We start from the raw sequence: 19,361 nt of genomic DNA on the forward strand, positions 1-19,361 counted from the left end.
TGAGCGTTTGGGCTAGAGATTCCTTGAGTGCTCTAGTATTATTCATTCACATTTTTTATAAGACGACATATTTGAGTATGAAAAAACTCCTAGTTACTTTATCCCTACTTTTTTGCTTTGGCAGCGGTTCGGTTTTCGCCGCCCCTTCCTTGATCCCAGCTCCCCCGCAATTATCAGCCAGCAGCTATATTTTGATGGATGCCTTTACCGGTGACATCTTAGTGGAGCACAATGCTGATGAAGCTTTGCCGCCAGCAAGTTTAACCAAGCTGATGACCGCTTACATCATCGAGTATGAATTGGCTCGCGGTAACTTGTCATTTGACGACATGGTGACCATCAGTGAAAAAGCATGGCGCATGGGTGGTTCACGTATGTTTATTCGTGAAGGTACTCAGGTTAGCTTAGAAGATCTGATGCGTGGCATCATTATTCAATCCGGTAACGACGCTAGTGTCGCGGCAGCTGAATACGTTGCGGGCAGTGAGTCAGCTTTCACGGATCTGATGAACCAGCACGCTCAATTGCTTGGCATGAACAATTCAAACTTTGTGAATGCAACCGGCTTTCCTGCAGAGAACCATTACTCCAGTGCGCACGATCTTGCTAAATTGTCTCGTGCCACCATTTTGCAGTTCCCTGAGAACTATACTATGTACGCGGAGAAAGAATTTACCTACAACAACATTCGTCAGCCAAACCGTAATCGTTTGTTATGGCGTGATAAAACCGTTGACGGCTTGAAGACGGGCCACACAGAAGCCGCAGGGTATTGTTTGGCGGCGTCAGCTGTTCGAAATGGCACACGCCTGATTACTGTTGTTATGGGCACTAAATCCGATGCCGCACGAGCCGCAGAGGCACAAAAATTATTGGATTACGGTTTCCGCTACTACGAGACTCGCAAACTTTATAGCCGTGGCCAAGTGGTGAATAACGCCACTGTTTGGGGCGGAAGTCAGCCAACGGTTAAAGTGGGTTTTGCTGAAGACGTATTAGTCACTATGCCACGTCAGCAAGGGGATTCGATCCCAGCAACACTGGATATGCAACAAGAAATTATCGCACCGATTGCTGTGGGTGATGTTCTTGGCACTATTGTGGTGGGTTCAGATGGCAATGTTTTGCTAGAGCGCCCTGTAGTGGCATTGGAAGCGGTTGAGGAAGGTGGGTTCTTTAAGCGCCTGTTTGATAAAATCAAACTCTTCTTTATGAACTTGTTTTAAGCCGAACGAGGCGAATGGTAAATAAATGGCACTTATTACAAAAAATGGCGATCAGGCGGAAAACGCAGTAGATGCCCCTAAAATTGAATTTCCATGTGAAAACTATGTAATCAAAGTGGTTTCATTGGACGCAGATGGCATTCATACCGAGATAACCAACTGTCTCTTGTGTCATGCACCAGAGATGAACACCACGGCAGAGAAAAGTAATCGCTCTAGCAAAGGTCGCTTTGTTAGCTTTAGTTTTCGTATTGTGGCACAGAGTGAAGGTCAGCTGGCGGCATTGCATCGTGATCTTATGGCGATTGAATCCGTTAAGATGGTTCTGTAAATGGCACTGGAGCTTATTTGTCGTGACCTAGGTGTGATTGATTATCAAGACACTTGGGAGCGTATGAAAACCTTTACTCAGACTCGCACCAAAGAAGATGCTGATGAGATTTGGTTGCTGGAGCATCCTGCTTTGTTTACTCAGGGGCAAGCTGGAAAAGCAGAGCATCTTTTAGCGCCTGGTGATATCCCGGTGATTCAAGTCGACCGCGGTGGTCAGGTCACGTACCATGGCCCCGGGCAACTAGTCGCTTATGTGCTGGTGGACTTGAAACGATTGGGTATTGGCGTCCGCGATTTGGTCACCGTGTTAGAGCAGTCGGTTGTGAATACGGTAAAAATGAATGGCATTGACGCTTACCCTAAGCCAGATGCGCCTGGGGTTTATGTAGCTGAGCAAAAAATTGCCTCATTAGGGCTGCGAGTGCGACGCGGTTGTTCATTTCATGGACTTGCATTGAATGTCGACATGGATTTGACACCGTTTCAGCGCATCAATCCTTGTGGCTATCAAGGCTTACAAATGGTCGATATGAAACGTCTGAATCAAGAAACGACACTATCAAATACTAAGCGTCAGCTGGCCAGTCAGTTAGCTGAACATCTTGGATATACCTATCCTGCTATCCAACAAGGGTGGAATTAGAATGACAGTAGAACGCAAACGCGTTGTTCAAGGGGAAAAACTTCGTGGCGCTGACAAAATGGCGCGCATCCCTGTAAAAATCGTACCAACAGAAGAAATCCCTCGTAAACCAGATTGGTTGCGTGTGCGCATGCCAGCGTCGCCTGAAATTGCGCGCATCAAAGCGACTCTGCGTGAACACAAGTTAGCGTCTGTGTGTGAAGAGGCCAACTGTCCGAATTTGGGCGAGTGCTTTAGTAACGGCACAGCGACCTTTATGATCATGGGTGAGATTTGTACTCGCCGTTGCCCGTTTTGTGATGTGGCTCACGGTCGCCCTAATCCTCTTAGCGTGGACGAGCCGAAAGAGCTTGCTGCGGCTATTCGTGATATGAAACTAAAATATGTGGTGATTACCTCGGTAGATCGTGATGATTTACGTGACGGTGGCGCCCAGCATTTTGTTGATTGTATTCGTGAGACTCGTGCAGAAAGCCCAAATATCGAAATTGAAACCTTGGTGCCTGATTTCCGTGGTCGTATGGAAGTAGCGGTTGATACCTTGTCTATCGCGCCGCCGGATGTGTTCAACCACAACCTAGAGTCGATCCCTCGTTTGTATCGCCAAGTGCGCCCCGGTTCTGATTATCAATGGTCATTAGATTTGTTGAAGAATTTCAAAGACCGTTGCCCAGATGTGCCAACAAAATCTGGTTTGATGGTTGGAATGGGTGAAACCTTTGAAGAAATCGTTGAGGTTCTAAAAGACCTACGCGCTCACAATGTCGACATGTTGACCATCGGTCAGTATTTGCAGCCTTCTAAACATCACTTTCCAATGGCGCGATTTGTACCGCCAGAAGAATTTGCCCGTTATGAAGAAGTAGCAAAAGAGCTTGGCTTTAAACATGCGGCATGCGGCCCATTAGTGCGTTCGTCTTACCATGCGGATAAGCAAGCCCACGGTGAACACGTTTCTTAACCAGTGTATTTATTGACTAAAAGCGGGGTTAAGTTATGTCTTAGCCTCGCTTTTTTGTTTGGAAATTTGAAGTAAGAACATCAGTTTTTGATGTTATGAAAACGCTTGGAGATGATATGAAACCTTGGTCAATCAAAGAATCCATGGAACTTTACAATGTGAGCCACTGGAGCAGTGGTTTTTTCTCAATCAACGATAAAGGGCGAGTGATTGCTTTGCCAGATCGTGAAAACAGCATTGATTTGACAGAATTATCTTTGGCGCTGAAAGAGCAAGGCATTCCTTATCCATGCTTGGTGCGTTTTCCAAATATTTTGCATTCCCGTATTGAGAAAATTACCAACTCTTTCCAACAAGCCATCGAGTATTATGATTATCAAGCGGAATACGCCATTGTTTATCCGATTAAAGTCAATCAACAACGCCGAGTGGTTGAAGAAATCGCCGCTTGTCAGCCTGACAATGCATCGACTGTCGGTCTAGAAGCGGGCAGTAAGCCTGAATTAATGGCGGTGTTAGCGATGCACAAAAATGCCGATGGCATCATTGTGTGTAACGGCTACAAAGATCGTGAATTCATTCATCTGGCGTTAATGGCTGAAAAAATGGGTCATCGAGTGTTTATCGTCGTCGAAAAGATGCACGAGCTCGATTGGATTTTAGAAGAAGCTGAGAAGATCGGCGTGCAGCCTCGTATAGGCATTCGTATTCGCTTGGCGTCTACTTGTACGACGCACTGGGGCAACAGCGGCGGCGAGAAATCTAAATTTGGATTAACAACCTCTCAGTTATTGCGCGCTATTGATCGTTTGCGTGAGTTGGATTTATTACATTGTTTGGAATTGATCCATTTCCATTTAGGGTCACAAATTACCCGTATTCGCGACATTCAAAATAGCCTCAAAGAGTGTGCTCGCTATTATGCGGAATTGCATCAAATGGGTGTGAAAGTGCAATGGGTCGACGTAGGTGGCGGTTTGGGCGTTGATTACGAAGGAACCCGTTGTCAAAACGATTTCTCTGCTAACTACAGCATTGGTGAGTATGCCAATAACGTGGTGTTTGCGTTTCACAATGTGTGTGAACAATATGATCTGCCTCATCCGCATATTATTTCAGAGTCGGGTCGAGCCGTTACCGCTCACCATGCGATGATGATTGCCGATGTGTTCTCTCATGGCGCTGAGTTGCTGCCTATTGAAGAACCGGCGGAAGAAGGGGAGTTGGAATTACAGCGTCTGTGGGCGTCGTACCAAAGCTTAAAAGTGGGCAACGATGAAGAGAGCCGTTCATTGGTCGAGATCTACCATGATCTGCTGGACGACTTTAACGACAGTTTAACCCTATACAGCCATGGCCAATTAAACTTGTCCCAGCGGGCGCAAGCTGAAAATCTGTTCTTGTCGTCGTGCCGCAATTTATTGCCCCGTTTGGACAATCGTAACCGTGGTCATCGCGCGGTGATCGATGAGTTGAATGAGCGATTAGCGGAAAAATTGTTTGTGAATTTGTCTGTGTTTCAATCTATGCCGGACGCTTGGGGGATTGATCAACTCTTTCCGGTTTTACCGCTACAAGGCCTAGATCAAGCGCCGTCGTTCCGAGGGAAAATTCAGGACGTAACCTGTGACTCTGATGGCTGTTTGTACAGCTATGTGGACGGTCAAGGGATTGAATCATCACTGCCTTTGCCACCTCCACCGCCAAAAGGCGAAGATTATTTGATGGGATTCTTTTTGGTCGGTGCTTATCAAGAAACCCTTGGGGATTTGCACAACTTATTTGGCGATACCTGCTCTGTTGATGTGTATTTAACCGATGATGGTTTCCGTATTGATCACGTATTGAAGGGTGACAGTGTTCAAGATGTGCTGAAATCCGTCAGCTATAACGAACATGAGTTGATTAAGCGCTATGAAGACAAAATAGCTACCAGCCCACTGAATGCCGATGAGCAAGTCAGCCTAATGGCGACGTACAAAAAGGTCTTAGCGGGAACGACTTATTTGTCATAGATACGCCTCGTTATAGTAGAGGGCTTTATTAAAGGTAAAAAAGTGCCCGCGAAAGGCGGGCACAATGCTATCCATATCCTTATTGATCAAAGGGGAGGTCAATAAGGGAGACCTAGGCTGCACTTGGCTTCAAATGCCTGACAAGATAAGGAGTGCATAAGAGCTTGTCATGTACCTTGCTGAAAAAATAAAAGCGCTCGATGCAATCGGCTTTACCAATATCCACAAGGAATCACTCTTTTAATGATATAGGTCTGTCCCGAATCTGATAATTAACTATAGTTGATCAAATCAAAAAATGTGTAGATTTTTATCGTCGAACGCCGATTAAACAGAATCTTTAAATAAGAGAGTCTATGAAGATATTTAGTTCTCCAGACGCTTTGCCCTATTTTGCGGTTAACTTGTCTTGTGAATTGCTCACTAACGACGTGATGTATCGTGTTATGTCTGACAAGTTATTGGGCTTGGCGAAAAGCCAGTTTGGGTATCTTGGAGCAGAATGTTCAGCTAGTGAAATCGACACCATGATCACCTACTGGCAAACTCAAGAAAGCGCACAATCTTGGCTTGAGCATGATATGCAGCGTAAGATTTTATCGATTGGTGAAAGCATTTGGTATGAATCTTATTCGTTAAAATTGTTTGCAGTGATCAAAGACATGAACTTTAAACGACCCTTACAAGACAACAGACATACGTCACGTTTCCCTCGTATTGTGACAAAAAGAGGGGTGCTAAAGGTGTTGGATGAATCCCAAGCGTCTCTTTTGTACGATTACATCAATGAAGAGAAAGCGTTTCTTGCACCATGGGAACCAACACGATCTGAGGGGTATTATTCGTTGGAAACCTGTCAGCTACGTATACGAGAAATGCGCCGCGATTTCCTAGAAGATCGAGGGGTAGCGTTTTGTTTTCTGTCATCGGATGAAACAAAAATGCTCGCTTACAGTAATTATTCCAATATCATTCGCGGCGTTTTTCAATCGTGTAATTTAGGCTACAGCTTACGTGAAAGTGAGCAGGGTAAAGGCATGATGCAGGAAGCGTTGAGCGCAGGATTGGATTACCTCCACAAAGAGCTGCATATTGACCGTATACAAGCCAGTTATATGCCGAGAAATGCTCGAAGTGCGGCCGTGTTGCAGCGTTTAGGCTTCGACAAAGAAGGCTTAGCGCGAGATTATTTGAAGATCAATGGTGAATGGGAGGACCATGTTTTAACCGCTTTAGTATTGCGCTGAGCAAGCAAAACATGAGATCGGCAGGCTTTCCGTGATAATCTTAGTCATTAAATCGTATTGAAAGAAAAGTACATTTTAAACACTGCTTTGTAAAAATCGTGATCGCCAATAGAGCGCTCACGCCACTGATCGTAGAAAGGAAGTTTCCTTGAGTGAATTGTCAAATTTTGAGTCGAATGAAACACTTTCATTAAAAGACTACACCGAAAAAGCGTACCTTAATTATTCTATGTATGTGATTTTGGATCGAGCCTTGCCACACATAGGCGATGGTTTGAAGCCAGTTCAGCGCCGAATTATTTACGCGATGAGCGAATTGGGTTTAAAAGCCAGCGCCAAATACAAAAAGTCAGCTCGTACTGTGGGTGATGTATTAGGTAAGTTTCACCCCCACGGCGACAGCGCTTGTTATGAAGCCATGGTGTTGATGGCTCAGCCGTTTTCTTATCGTTACCCATTAGTGGACGGTCAAGGGAACTGGGGCGCACCGGATGACCCTAAGTCCTTCGCGGCGATGCGTTATACCGAATCGCGCTTGTCAAAATACGCCGATGTTTTATTGCGTGAAGTCAGCCAAGGCACCGTTGATTGGGTGCCAAACTTTGACGGCACCTTGCAAGAGCCTTCCGTGTTACCGGCGCGCTTACCGAACTTATTATTAAATGGCACGACAGGAATCGCCGTAGGCATGGCGACGGATATTCCACCGCATAATTTGCGTGAAATTGGTGGCGCCTGTATTCATTTACTGAACAACCCTAAAGCTGAGTTGGATGATTTACTCAACTTTGTACAAGGCCCTGATTTTCCAACCGGTGGTGAAATCATTACGCCGCGTAGCGACATAGTAAAGCTTTATGAAACAGGCAAAGGGCAAATCAAGGCCAGAGCCCGTTTCACAGTAGAAGAAGGTGAAGTGGTGGTAAATGAGCTGCCGCATCAAGTGTCGGGCAGCAAAATCCTTGAGCAAATCGCTGCGCAGATGCAAGCGAAGAAGCTGCCTATGGTTGTAGATTTGCGGGATGAATCGGATCATGAAAACCCCACACGATTGGTCATAGTACCCAAGTCAAATCGTGTGGATATTGATGCGGTGATGACTCACTTATTTGCCACCACAGATCTCGAAAAATCCTATCGTGTGAACATGAATGTGATTGGTCTGGATGGATTGCCGCAAGTTAAACCGTTGAAAAACTTTTTGTCTGAATGGCTGCGTTTTCGTATCGATGTGGTGCGCCGTCGTTTGCAATTTCGTCTTGATAAGGTGATGAACAGACTGCATATTTTAGAAGGCTTGTTAATCGCCTATCTAAATATTGACGAAGTGATCGACATTATCCGCACTGAAGAAAAGCCAAAAGTAGAGTTGATGACTCGGTTTGGTTTAACAGACATACAAGCCGAATCCATACTTGAGTTAAAGTTGCGCCATCTTGCTAAGCTTGAAGAAATGCGCATCAAGGGCGAACAGGATGAGCTGGAAAAAGAGCGTAAAAAACTGGAAGGCTTGTTGTCTTCAGATCGTAAACTGAAAAAGCTTATCAGCGATGAAATTCAAGACGCCATCGACGCGTTTGGTGACGAGCGTCGCACGCCCATTGTGTCGCGAAAAGAAGCTCAAGCGTTTAGCGAAGAAGACCTATTGTCGAATGACCCCATCACCGTAGTGATTTCCAAACTAGGCTGGATTCGAGCTGCTAAAGGTCACGATGTAGATGTTGAAGGTCTAAGTTATAAATCTGGCGATGAATTTTTAGTCAGTACTAAGGGGCGTTCAAATCAAACCTTGGTGTTGTTCGCGTCGAATGGTCGAACGTATTCGATTAAAGCTCACACCTTGCCATCGGCGCGCGGTCAGGGAGAACCGATTACCGGTCGCATATCCCTAGAGAAAGACGCCACTATTGTTTCTGCTGTATTAGACAGCGAAGACGCTCATTATCTGGTCGCCAGTGACGCCGGTTACGGCTTTGTGGCACAGCTTAAAGATTTGTATGCCAAAAATAAAGCTGGTAAAGCGACCTTAACCTTACCCCGTGGTGCTCGAGTGATGTCGCCTGTTTTGGTTACGAATCCACAACTGGGTCGTGTGGTGGCGATTTCCAACGAAGGGCGTATGCTGGCGTTTGATGTGGCGTCTTTGCCGCAAATGGCGAAAGGCAAAGGCAATAAAATGTTGAGTATTCCGAGCAACCGAGCCACAGAACGAGAAGAGCTGGTGGTGGCACTGGCTTGCGTTCAACCAGATGATCTATTAACCGCCAATGCAGGTAAGCGTTTTATTTCGTTTGCGCAAAAAGAGTTAGAGGAATATCTAGGAGAACGAGGCCGTAGGGGGTTAAAACTTCCGCGAGGTTTTCAGCGTATCGACAGCCTTGAAGTTAAAACAGGTGAAGGCAAATCGAATTAAACTTTACATTAGTGAATTGTGTGGTGTTTTAGCGCCACACTAATTGTTTTTAGGTAGCTTAAGGGTATTTTAAGCTACCTGCACTTGTGTGGTGGCGATACTGATTAACTCACTATTAAGTAGCTTCTTAGCGCACTGACAACATTTCCCACACTGATTGCCAAGACTGTGTTTTTTATACAGCTCACGCATAGTAGTCGCCCCTTCCTGAATAGAAGCTTTGATATCTTTGTCCGAGACTTGGTTGCAAATACAAATGTACATAAATGAAAATCACTCTCACTAATAATCTTATATAGCGATTCTATTTTCAATGTGAATGGTTATCAATAATAATTAATTTATCTATTTTTGAGCATTAATAGTTTTTTTGATGTTTGTCTTTCTGGAGAAAGCACTGAACGAGTGATTTTGCCTTATTGCTCGTCCAGTGGTGTTTAGAAAAGGTATAGAGAAGTGTTGAAATGGATAAAAATGTAATCTGTTAGGGCGTTTTTTGTGCGATGTCATTCAACACTTTAAGGAATGACTCCGGATCATGGGCGCCTTGAATCATAAATTTATCATTGATCACATAAGTGGGTACGGAGTTTATGTCTATGCTTCTTAGATGCGCGAGCTTCTTTTCTGTCAGACGTTGCGCGTTTGAGCTCAATGCGTATTCAACGTCTGCTTTTTGCATGCCGACGCCAGTCGCTATTTCTTCTAACACGCTGGTCAATCCTATGTCTTTACCATCGGTGAAATAGGCACGAAAAGTAGCCAATACAAAGGGCGTTGCCAAATTCACTTTAGTAGCCGCCAGAATAAATTGGTGAGCCAGTTTCGTGTTGGGCAAACGGCCTTTTTCTGAAAAATTAAACTGCAGTCCTGCTTCAATACCAACTTGCTGTAAAGCATGTGTTGCTTCGTTTAGTCGCTCTGGGCTGCCAAAACGTTCTGTTAAATAGGTTTCTCGGTTAGCACCGTTTTTTGGCATGTCCGGGTGTAACTCAAAAGGCTGCCAACGAATATCAATACGGTAATCGTCGCCTAGTTGTTCAATGGCTTGTTTGAGTCGTGTGTACCCTAAATAACACCAAGGGCAAACCACATCTGCCATAATGTCGATACGAAGATCGGCCATGTTCTCTCCTAAAAATATAGTAATCAAATGTCTTTATGAGTCTTAATTCACGCTCATGGCAATGCATTGGCTGATTTCAGTGTACGAGCGACCACTTTCTGTATGCCAGTGATTAAAGGCTTGTTGTGCCGCTTTCCATGCTGATTGAGTGTCTCGGCCAGTAGTGATAATCCCATGATGGCGCAGATAGCCTTCCACATCCTTGGTCAACATAAAGGTATCTTTACCCATAGTGCGCAAAGTGTATGGCCCCGTATTGCCACCGAGTCGAGCACCGTTTTTTTTCAAATAGGCCCAAAGGTGGATGATGTCGTCACTGGGCCAATCGGCCACGAAAGACGCAAAGGACCCATGGCTGGCTTGACATTCGCTGATCATAAGAGCGTTTTCTCGAATGGTCATCACCTTGCCAAAGTTACGGATAATTCGTATATCTTTGGCTTTTTCTTCCCACATCTCATCGTGAATCAAGAGCATTTTCTCAATGTCAAAATCAAAAAAAACGGTTTCAAAGCCAGGCCATTTATTGCGAACCACTTGCCAATTAATACCCGATTGAAAGACTTTTTGTGTAAAAGCAGACAGCCATTGAGCGTCACTGTGCTGCTTCAGTTTTGCCGTGGAAAAAGGGCGCGACAAGCGGCGTTCGAGTAAAGCCGGTCCTCCGTGTCGCATGGCGGCACGATCGTAAATGGTTTGAAAGAGTTCGTATGTCATAATGGACTCCTATTAAATTGCAGGCAGTTTACCATAAGCCTCACCGTGTCGCGGGACTCTAACAGTAACAAGCTGGGTATTTTAGTGCTGAGCCCCGTTAATTTGTCTTATAATGGGGCGAAATAATCCAGACAAGAGACGTGACATGACACATTTAAGCGTGAATTTGAATAAAATTGGGTTGCTGCGTAATTCTCGCGGTCGAGATTACCCCAATATGGTTGCTATGGCGCAAAGAACTCTCGAATTGGGCGCGTTTGGTGTTACGATCCACCCAAGACCAGATCAGCGCCATGCTACTTATCAAGATGCTCATGATTTAAAAGCCTTGTTAAAGCGCTTTCCTGGTACTGAGCTTAATGTGGAAGGCTTCCCCGATGCGCAGTTTTTAGAGGTAGTACTGGCGGTTGAGCCGGATCAATGCACCTTGGTCCCCGATGATCCTAATCAATTGACGTCGGATCATGGCTGGAATTTATCACGAGACCAAGACGCGTTGCGTCCTGTTATTGCCAAGTTAAAAGATAAAGGCATTCGCGTGGCTTTGTTTATGGATCCTGAGCCAGACAACATGGTCTTAGCGAAAGAAATCGGTGCCGATCGTGTTGAGCTTTACACAGAAGCTTACGCCAATGCCTTTGGTACAGAGCGTTTTGCCGAGGTTTTAGAAATGTACCAAGTGGCGGCACAGGCGGCCTTGGATGCAGGTCTTGAGGTCAACGCAGGTCACGACTTAGATCTGGAAAATGTCCAAGCTTTGTGCGATCAGGGTCGAATTATGGAAGTCTCGATTGGTCATGCATTGACCGCTGAGGCCTTAGACTTAGGCTGGGATAATGTTGTGAAAGCCTACCTTGCTAAATTGTCATAACGCTACTGAAATGGCAGACGAACAGGATAAAAGACGATTATGTCAACACTGTTGTTTTCTGATTAGCATGTGCGTCTGCCCTTGGCGACCGACCGTATCGACGCGACTGCATATTCTGGTGCTTCAAGATCCCAAAGAAGCCAAGCACGCGAAAAATACGGTAACACTTTTGCAGCTTGCTCTGCCTTTGTCTGTCGAGTGCGTGTCCATTGCTGATCAAGCGAACGTGGGAAAAGTATTGCAAGAAAAAGATCCTGCCAAGTGGCGTTTGCTGTTTCCGAGCGACAATGCGATGCCTGTCGAATCTTTGTCTCTTGGCGAATCCACGGCCATTGAAGGTCTAATAGTACTCGATGCTACTTGGCGCAAAGCAAAAAAACTGTACTTTACCGAGTCACTGTTACAAGCTTTTCAATCAATTAGTTTTGAACAGCCACCTGCAAGTCAATATGCGATACGTAAAGCACCTAAAGAGGGCGCTTTGTCGACGTTAGAGGCCTGCGCCTACGCAATTGAAACCATAGCAAAGGAAGACATGCAGCCACTAAGAAATTTTATGGTGGCGGCGCAAAACTTGCAGTGGCGTCAACAACCGGAAGATCATCGTCAAAGTCGTTGAACAACAACGGCTTTATTTATCAGAGAGTATTGGGTATGGATAAGCAAACTGAAATTGAAGCGGCGGTATTACGTCGTTTATTGAAGCATTTGGATGATAATAAATCCGTTCAGAATATCGATCTGATGAACTTGGCGGGCTTTTGTCGAAACTGCTTGAGCAAATGGTATATGGCTGAGGCGGAAGCCAGAGATGTGTCGATAAATTATGATTCGGCTCGCGAGTTTGTGTATGGTGAACCTTATGAGACATGGAAAGAAAAATATCAGCCGAAAGCCACGGCAGAGCAGTTAGCGGCCTTTGATGCCAAGTCGTCAGACAAGTGATAACCGCGTGTTAAAACGATTTTATTCGTTTTTAGCTCATTTAAAGTGCATTAAACGTCTGTTTTTTGCGCTTGCTTTTGTTGGTTTAATTACCCACTGGTGCTTGTATGCGGATGTGTCTCCTAAGTATCGTAAATTAGCCGCTCAAGCTGGCAATGTGTATGGCGCCAATGCAGAAAAGCGCATTTTGGCCTGGCGCAGATTAGTAGACGAGGCTAAGCCTTTACCCATTATCGATCAATTAGCTCAAGTAAATAATTTTTTTAACCAAATGGAATTTGTGGACGATATAGATCTGTGGAAGCAGGAAGATTATTGGGCCACGCCGATCGAGTTTTTGGGCATGCAGGCAGGTGATTGTGAAGACTTTACCATTGCCAAATATTTCACCTTACGAGAAATGGGCGTGCCGGATGAGAAACTGCGTCTTGTGTATGTAAAGGCTTTAAAGTTGAATCAGCATCACATGGTTTTGGCGTATTATCACAAACCGACTTCCATTCCAGTGTTGCTTGATAACCTAGACAAAGAGTTGAAACCCGCTTCCAAACGCAATGATCTCTTACCGATTTATTCCTTTAATGCAGAGAACTTGTGGTTATCAAAAGAAAAAGGTCGTGGTGTGTTGGTCGGGGGCTCATCGCGATTGAGCTTGTGGACAGATTTAAATAATCGTTTTGATACGATGAAAAATTAGGAGAACTTGGATGACACTGTTCCGCCAATTAATGATGACGATTATTGCCATATTCTCATTAATGCTCGCCGTGGTCATGGGCATAAACTTTAACACTACAAAAGGTTATTTGATTAATCAGCTGGAATCGACCACGCAAGATTCTGCCACCTCCTTGAGCATGTCGATCTCCGACTTTATGGCGTTTGAAGATTATGCCTCCGTGCAAAGCAGTGTGAATGCGGTGTTTGACAGTGGTTACTTTTCGCAAGTGAGAATTCATGTTTACAACAATGATCAAAATATCACCCGTGCCAATGAAACCAAAATAGATGGTGTGCCATCTTGGTTTGTTCAGCTCATCGATTTCAAAGTCCCGGTGGCAAAAGCTGTGATTTCTAGTGGTTGGAGTGAGTTAGGTCAGGTGTACATAACAGGCAGTGCCGGTTATGGCTATCACCAGCTTTGGTTAGCGACACGAGATTTATTAATTTCGTTTTTTGTGATTGGTGCGATTACTTTGGTATTAGGCAGCATTGCCTTGCGTTATTTGTTTCGACCGCTTGTTGAGCTTGAACGACAAGCAGAAGCCATTCAACAACGTCGTTTTATAAAAATGACCAATGTTCCTAAAACTCGGGAACTGAAATCCGTGGTTTTATCCATGAATCGTATGGCTGATAAACTGGAAAAAGAATTTGCAGCGGAAGTTGAAACTGCCCATTGGTTGCAAGCGAAAGCATTTAAAGACCCTGTGAGTGGCTTGGGTAATCGGAACTTTTTTGAAAGCCAAGCCAAGTCGCATTTTTCAGAACGAGAACGTGGCACAGACAGTTTGATCATGGTCAGCTTACTGGACCTTGGTAAGCTGAATAACGAGCGTGGTTACGAATCGGCCGATATGTTTATTCAATCTGTGGCGGATATTTTGTCGAAAAAAGCCACTACGATAACGCCGTCTTCGGTATTGGCTCGAATGTCTGGTGCAGATTTCGTGCTGTTAATTCCTAACTTTGATCACAGACAATTAATGCAATTTGTCAGCGAGGTTATGGCTGAATTGGTGGAATTGAATTCGACTGGTATGAGTTACTCCGACGCTGTTGCGAATATTGGGGCGGTCACCATAGATGGAACCATAGAACGCGCCACCGCCTTGTCACAAGCTGATGCGGCTGTGCGTGAGGCGAAACGCGAAGGCGAGAACACCTATCGAGTAGTGGAACTTAATTCGATGAACAACGTTATGCTGACGCGTGTGGAATGGCGAAAAGCGCTCGATGCAGCGATTGCCAAACGCTCTTTTAAGCTGAAAATGCAAAAAGTGGCTCGATTGGAGTCTGTCAGTTCCATACTGCATGAAGAGGTATTTATGGGGCTTGAATACAAAGGAAAAGATTACCATGCAGGCTTTTTTGTTGGTCTAGCGGAGCAGTTTGGTCTGGGCAGTCAGATTGATCAGGTGATCATTGAACGGGTAATAGATTTTATAAAGAAAAGACAAGTGGCTGTGCCCTTAACAGTAAATATTGCCGTGTCTTCCTATACCAAATCCGAATTTATCGAGTGGTTAAATAAAACCCTATCGCATTTGTCGCCAGCGATCAAAAGTAAGCTGATGTTTGAAATTACAGAACAGGGCGTTTTGGCTGAAGAAGAGAGTGCTCAGCAGTTTGTGCAAATGCTTAAAAAGCAACGAGTGTCTTTTGGTATTGATAACGTGGGTAAGCAGTTCTCAGCGTTTAAATATTTACAAACATTAATACCAGACTATGTAAAAGTCGATTCTTCTTACACCCGGATGGCAGCAGGTAAAGAGTCTGAGTCTTTTTTCATGCATACCTTATGTAAAATGTTTAACAGCTTAAATATTGAGGTAATTGCAACGGGCGTGGAAAGCGAGAAACAGTTGGTTGCCTTAAAACGTTTTGATGTAAGTGGAACGCAAGGGTTTTACATCGATCGCACTCATGAAATGTGACATGGCTTGCTCAGTATCGCAGCGATACGTCAGATTAACGTGTCGTTGTCGATGCCAAGTATGTCGTCCGTTTCCATAATCAATCCTTCTTCGTGTTTGTTGTGCACACCACGCACCCATTTTCGGCTGAGCAATTTTTTCTGTGCAGCAGGAGGGAGTTCTGTAAATTGGATGAGGCGCTTTTTAGTAAGAAGGTCAACAAGATCCTCCAAAATACGCATCATTTCCGAATCGGAGTCAGTGAGTATTTCTTGAGTCTGAGTACTTTCTGCTTTGAACTTTGTCGCTAATATTTCTGCAACGTTTGGGTCATTGGGAGCAACGAGAAGCGAGTAATCGTCCGATTGTGAAGTCGCAACGTCAATAACCACACCGTTATCATTAACTTTTGCGTATAGCATATTGATTTTCCTCAGTTGATTGGGAGTAAGGTGATGTGAATGCTTCCTATCTAATCCAATAACCACTATTCTACATGAATGTTATGAATTGCAACGGTAAAAAAACAGATTTTTGTGGTTTAGGAGAGAGTAGAGTATGTCTGATACAGACCGCTCAGAACAAAATACTTCGGCGTTAACCGGTAATGGCATTGATCTAGATCATGAAAACCATGATGAGCAACTAGATGTTCCGGTAAGTGACGAAGCAAAACAATGGCGTATTGACGGTGCGTCATTGGAATACCCCAATCCTTTACTCGATTGTTTGGTGTTACTTAGTAAATATTTTTTTAATCCTCATACTGCCGATGGTATTGCTGCGGGCTTACCAATAACCGACAACGCCATGACGCCGGCTCTTTTTAAACGTGCTGCAAAGCGCATTGGTATCAGTTCACGCTTTGTGAAGCGTCCATTGGTAAAAATACCCGACATGGTGATGCCCGTGGTCATGCTGCTTAAAGACGAGCAAGCTTGCGTATTATTAAGTGTCGATAAAGTGAAAGGCGAAGCTAAGCTGCTTAGACCCGAATCTGGTGAAGGTGAGGTGGTGATTGCTCTTGACGCATTAGCCGAGTCTTATACGGGGTATTGTTTTTTTGTTCGTCCGCTTTATCAGTTTGATAAACGTTCTGAACACAAAGACGAACAAAAAACGAAAAAAGGCCATTGGTTCTGGGGAACCATTTCTGGTTCTTGGCGTATTTATCGCGATGTGTTTATTGCTTCTTTGATGATCAATATTTTTGCCGTTGCCAGCCCCTTGTTTGTGATGAACGTGTACGACCGAGTGGTGCCAAATAATGCTTTTGATACGCTTTGGGTGTTAGCGATTGGTGCGGCCGTGGTGTATTTGTTTGATTTTCTATTGCGAACATTACGAGCTTACTTTATCGATATTGCTGGTAAGAAATCCGACATTTTGATTTCAGCCAGCATATTTTCTAAAGTGAACAATATCACCATGGCATCTCGACCCAAGTCAGTGGGTGCTTTTGCCAAAAACCTTCAAGAGTTTGAAAGTATTCGTGATTTTATTACTTCGGCGTCGATCACTACCTTGGTAGACATCCCCTTTATGTTTCTTATTGTTGGCGTGATCTGGCTGATCGGTGGCCCTGTTGGCTATATTCCTATGATCACCATTGCGCTGATTTTGTTGTACAGCCTGATTATCCAAATACCATTGCGACGTTCTATTGAGGAAAGCCAAAAAACAGCCTCACAAAAGAACGCAGTTTTGGTTGAAAGTCTCTATAACGCTGAGAGTGTGAAGCTGAATAATGCTGAAGGTGTGATGCAAAAACAGTGGGAAAACGCTGTTGGTAATATTGCAGATTGGGGCGTGAAAACGCGTCAGTTGTCTCAATCATCGTCTTCGTTTGCCATGGTGGCTCAGCAACTCACCACGGTTATTATTGTTATCGTTGGGGTTTACCAAATAGCGGAAGGCAATATGAGTATGGGAGCCTTGGTCGCCTGTGTCATGTTGACCGGCCGAGCGCTCGGTCCAATGGCGCAAGTGGCTAGCTTGGCGACCCGTTATAATCAGGCAAAAACCGCGTTCTCGTCTCTGAATGAGATTATGTCTTCACCGGTAGAAAATCCAGATGACATTAATTTTGTGCATCGCCCAGTGTTTAAAGGCGATTTTCAGTTTGAAGCGGTGGATTTTTCTTACCCTGAACAAGAACAGGCTGCAGTCAGCGCCATTAATATCACCATCAAGCAAGGTGAGAAGGTCGCTATTATTGGTCGAATTGGCTCGGGTAAATCCACATTGGGTAAACTGATGACGGGGTTGTATGTGCCAGATAAGGGGGCAGTACGAGTAGATGGTGTTGATCTTCGCCAAGTAAACCCAACAGATTTGCGTCGTAATGTTGGTTCCGTGTCCCAAGACGTCAGTCTTTTTTATGGTTCCATCAAAGACAACATTGTTATGGGGGTGCCTTATATGGAAGACGATGCCATTTTAAGAGCGGCCGATTTGTCTGGTGTTTCTGAGTTTGCTAACCGCAAAGCAAACGGTTTAGACAGTATTGTTGGCGAGCGCGGAGCGTTACTATCAGGCGGTCAGCGTCAGAGCATTGCTATTGCAAGAGCCTTGTTATTTGATCCGCCCATTTTGATTCTCGACGAGCCAACAGCTTCCATGGACAACACCACTGAGTCCAGAATGAAGCGTCGCTTGATCGAAGGGGTAAAAGATAAAACGGTGATTTTGATTACTCATAAAGCGTCGATGCTGGATATGGTTGATCGTATTATCGTTATGGACAATGGTCGTTTAATCGCGGATGGTCCGAAAGAGCAGGTGCACGAAGCGCTTCGCCAAGGCAAGTTGAAGGTCAGTTGATCATGAGCAATAAACAATCCATATCACAGCATGATTTAGAGTATTTAACCGATCGTAATGCCGCATTGATGCTGAAAACGCCTCGCGGTGGACGCATCATTTTATGGGTGATTTTTGTGTTCGTGTCTGTGGCACTGGTCTGGGCTCACTACACCTCCCTAGATGAAGTGACAGTCGGAGAAGGCAAAGTCATCCCTTCGAGTCAGGTACAGCAAATTCAAAACTTAGAAGGCGGTATTTTAAAAGAAATCAATGTTCAGGTTGGCCAAGTGGTGGACAGTCGTCAAATCCTGATGACCATCGAAAACACCGAAGCTTTATCATCACTGCGCGAGCAGCAAGCCGAGTTTGTTAATTTACAGGTACGCGCAACTCGCTTACAGGCCGAATCCTATGGGGTAACGCCGGAATTTGATGAAGAAATTGGTAAGCAATACCCCTTGGTCGTGAATCGCGAGCTTGATCTTTATCGCAGTCGTTTGGAGTCTTTGCGTGTTAATCAGGTCGGTTTTCAACAACAAATAGAACAAAAGCGACAAGAAATTGTTGAGCTGCAAGCTAAGTTCGATAATTTGAAACAAAGTTATGCTTTTTCTAAGGAAGAGTTGGACCTGACCCGCCCTGCGTTTCAGCAAGGTGCGGTATCTCGGGTAGAGTTACTTCAGCTAGAGCGTCAAGTTAACCAATTACAGGGCGATTTAGAAGCCACGCAATTAGCGATTCCGCGAGCACGTTCCGCATTACGAGAAGCGCAAAGTAAGTTTGAAGAAAGCGATGCCCAGTTTCGTGCTGAGGCGCAAGAAGATTTAACGGCGGTGAAAAGTAAGTTGGATCAGTTAAAAGAAGCCAGTGTTTCTTTAGAAGATAAGGTTTCAAGGACACAAGTTCGGTCTCCGGTGAAAGGGATTGTGAAGCAAATTCAGCTCAATACCGTCGGTGGTGTAATTAAGCCTGGGATGAATTTGATGGAGATAGTACCCATTGAAGATTCTTTGCTGATAGAGGCCAAAGTCAGACCCGAAAATATTGGTTTTATACAGCCGAATTTTAGTGCCGTGGTGAAGTTATCCGCGTATGATTTTGCTATCTTCGGTGGTTTAAAAGGCGTGGTGGAAAACATCAGTGCGGACACTATTTTGGACGAAGAAGGCAACAGTTTTTATTTGGTTCGGGTAAGAACCGAGAAAAACTATTTGGGTACAGAAAAAGCGCCATTGCCTATCATTCCTGGTATGCAGGCGACTGTGGATATTTTAACAGGTAAGAAAACTCTGTTGGATTATCTGTTAAAGCCAATTTTAAAAGCCCAGCAAAACGCACTTCGTGAACGTTGATTACAAATAATATTTCGTGGTTGAGAGATGGTTACAATTGTTTACATTTCTTAAAGTATCACTGATTACAA

General features: G+C 44.6%; 18 protein-coding genes. 14 read left to right on the forward strand and 4 right to left on the reverse strand.

Annotated elements, in window-relative coordinates:
• Positions 1 to 77: 77 nt before the first annotated feature.
• The 7 genes from J9B83_RS02700 to parC all read left to right on the forward strand — a co-directional run bounded on the left by J9B83_RS02700 (position 78) and on the right by parC (position 8,838).
• Complete coding sequence (locus tag J9B83_RS02700; RefSeq protein WP_211535191.1) at positions 78 to 1,226, forward strand: D-alanyl-D-alanine carboxypeptidase family protein; 1,149 nt, start codon at positions 78 to 80, stop codon at positions 1,224 to 1,226.
• Positions 1,227 to 1,251: 25 nt separating this feature from the next.
• A complete protein-coding gene (locus J9B83_RS02705) occupies positions 1,252 to 1,557 on the forward strand; it encodes a YbeD family protein (RefSeq protein ID WP_211535192.1) in 306 nt (101 codons plus the stop codon).
• A complete protein-coding gene (gene lipB / locus J9B83_RS02710) occupies positions 1,558 to 2,202 on the forward strand; it encodes a lipoyl(octanoyl) transferase LipB (RefSeq protein ID WP_211535193.1) in 645 nt (214 codons plus the stop codon).
• Between the two features lies 1 nt (position 2,203).
• Positions 2,204 to 3,163, forward strand: coding sequence for a lipoyl synthase (gene lipA, locus J9B83_RS02715; RefSeq protein ID WP_211535194.1), 960 nt, complete (start codon positions 2,204 to 2,206; stop codon positions 3,161 to 3,163).
• 116 nt (positions 3,164 to 3,279) lie between these two features.
• Positions 3,280 to 5,178 carry a biosynthetic arginine decarboxylase gene (gene speA / locus J9B83_RS02720; protein WP_211535195.1) on the forward strand — a complete coding sequence of 633 codons (1,899 nt, stop codon included), beginning with the start codon at positions 3,280 to 3,282 and terminating at the stop codon, positions 5,176 to 5,178.
• Positions 5,179 to 5,534: 356 nt separating this feature from the next.
• A complete protein-coding gene (locus J9B83_RS02725; RefSeq protein ID WP_211535196.1) occupies positions 5,535 to 6,425 on the forward strand; it encodes a GNAT family N-acetyltransferase in 891 nt (296 codons plus the stop codon).
• A gap of 148 nt (positions 6,426 to 6,573) precedes the next feature.
• On the forward strand, positions 6,574 to 8,838 hold the full coding sequence (gene parC / locus J9B83_RS02730; protein WP_211535197.1) for a DNA topoisomerase IV subunit A: 2,265 nt from the start codon (positions 6,574 to 6,576) through the stop codon (positions 8,836 to 8,838).
• 69 nt (positions 8,839 to 8,907) lie between these two features.
• Here the strand turns inward: parC and J9B83_RS02735 are convergent, their stop codons facing one another.
• The 3 genes from J9B83_RS02735 to J9B83_RS02745 all read right to left on the reverse strand — a co-directional run bounded on the left by J9B83_RS02735 (position 8,908) and on the right by J9B83_RS02745 (position 10,681).
• A complete protein-coding gene (locus J9B83_RS02735) occupies positions 8,908 to 9,102 on the reverse strand; it encodes a (2Fe-2S)-binding protein (RefSeq protein ID WP_211535198.1) in 195 nt (64 codons plus the stop codon).
• A 220-nt stretch (positions 9,103 to 9,322) separates the two neighbouring features.
• Positions 9,323 to 9,991: a DsbA family oxidoreductase gene (locus J9B83_RS02740; protein ID WP_268927840.1), complete on the reverse strand. Its 669-nt coding sequence runs from the start codon at positions 9,989 to 9,991 to the stop codon at positions 9,323 to 9,325.
• A gap of 15 nt (positions 9,992 to 10,006) precedes the next feature.
• Positions 10,007 to 10,681, reverse strand: coding sequence for a DNA-3-methyladenine glycosylase I (locus J9B83_RS02745; protein WP_211535200.1), 675 nt, complete (start codon positions 10,679 to 10,681; stop codon positions 10,007 to 10,009).
• 145 nt (positions 10,682 to 10,826) lie between these two features.
• On the opposite strand from J9B83_RS02745, the gene J9B83_RS02750 reads away from it, so the two are divergent.
• From J9B83_RS02750 to J9B83_RS02770, 5 genes are read left to right on the forward strand one after another with little or no spacing between them, the layout of a single operon-like run.
• Complete coding sequence (locus J9B83_RS02750) at positions 10,827 to 11,552, forward strand: pyridoxine 5'-phosphate synthase (protein ID WP_211535201.1); 726 nt, start codon at positions 10,827 to 10,829, stop codon at positions 11,550 to 11,552.
• 10 nt (positions 11,553 to 11,562) lie between these two features.
• The gene (locus tag J9B83_RS02755; protein WP_211535202.1) at positions 11,563 to 12,171 is read left to right on the forward strand and encodes a tRNA-uridine aminocarboxypropyltransferase; all 609 of its coding nucleotides are present in this window, start codon (positions 11,563 to 11,565) and stop codon (positions 12,169 to 12,171) included.
• Between the two features lie 35 nt (positions 12,172 to 12,206).
• Positions 12,207 to 12,497 (forward strand): DUF1244 domain-containing protein, encoded by a 291-nt coding sequence (locus J9B83_RS02760; protein ID WP_211535203.1) that lies wholly within the window; start codon positions 12,207 to 12,209, stop codon positions 12,495 to 12,497.
• Positions 12,498 to 12,504: 7 nt separating this feature from the next.
• Positions 12,505 to 13,194 (forward strand): transglutaminase-like cysteine peptidase, encoded by a 690-nt coding sequence (locus J9B83_RS02765; RefSeq protein WP_211535204.1) that lies wholly within the window; start codon positions 12,505 to 12,507, stop codon positions 13,192 to 13,194.
• A 10-nt stretch (positions 13,195 to 13,204) separates the two neighbouring features.
• The gene (locus J9B83_RS02770; RefSeq protein ID WP_211535205.1) at positions 13,205 to 15,154 is read left to right on the forward strand and encodes a bifunctional diguanylate cyclase/phosphodiesterase; all 1,950 of its coding nucleotides are present in this window, start codon (positions 13,205 to 13,207) and stop codon (positions 15,152 to 15,154) included.
• Between the two features lie 29 nt (positions 15,155 to 15,183).
• Here J9B83_RS02770 and J9B83_RS02775 read toward each other — a convergent pair whose 3' ends face one another.
• Entirely contained in the window at positions 15,184 to 15,555 is a 372-nt protein-coding gene (locus J9B83_RS02775) for a hypothetical protein (protein ID WP_211535206.1), read from the reverse strand.
• Between the two features lie 136 nt (positions 15,556 to 15,691).
• Here J9B83_RS02775 and J9B83_RS02780 point away from each other — a divergent pair, with 136 nt between their 5' ends.
• Both J9B83_RS02780 and J9B83_RS02785 read left to right on the forward strand, forming a co-directional pair.
• On the forward strand, positions 15,692 to 17,956 hold the full coding sequence (locus J9B83_RS02780) for a type I secretion system permease/ATPase (protein WP_211535207.1): 2,265 nt from the start codon (positions 15,692 to 15,694) through the stop codon (positions 17,954 to 17,956).
• Between the two features lie 2 nt (positions 17,957 to 17,958).
• A complete protein-coding gene (locus tag J9B83_RS02785; RefSeq protein WP_211535208.1) occupies positions 17,959 to 19,290 on the forward strand; it encodes an HlyD family type I secretion periplasmic adaptor subunit in 1,332 nt (443 codons plus the stop codon).
• Positions 19,291 to 19,361: the final 71 nt, after the last annotated feature.

It is taken from the genome of Marinomonas vulgaris (assembly GCF_018145875.1).
In the GTDB taxonomy this organism is placed as follows: domain Bacteria; phylum Pseudomonadota; class Gammaproteobacteria; order Pseudomonadales; family Marinomonadaceae; genus Marinomonas; species Marinomonas vulgaris.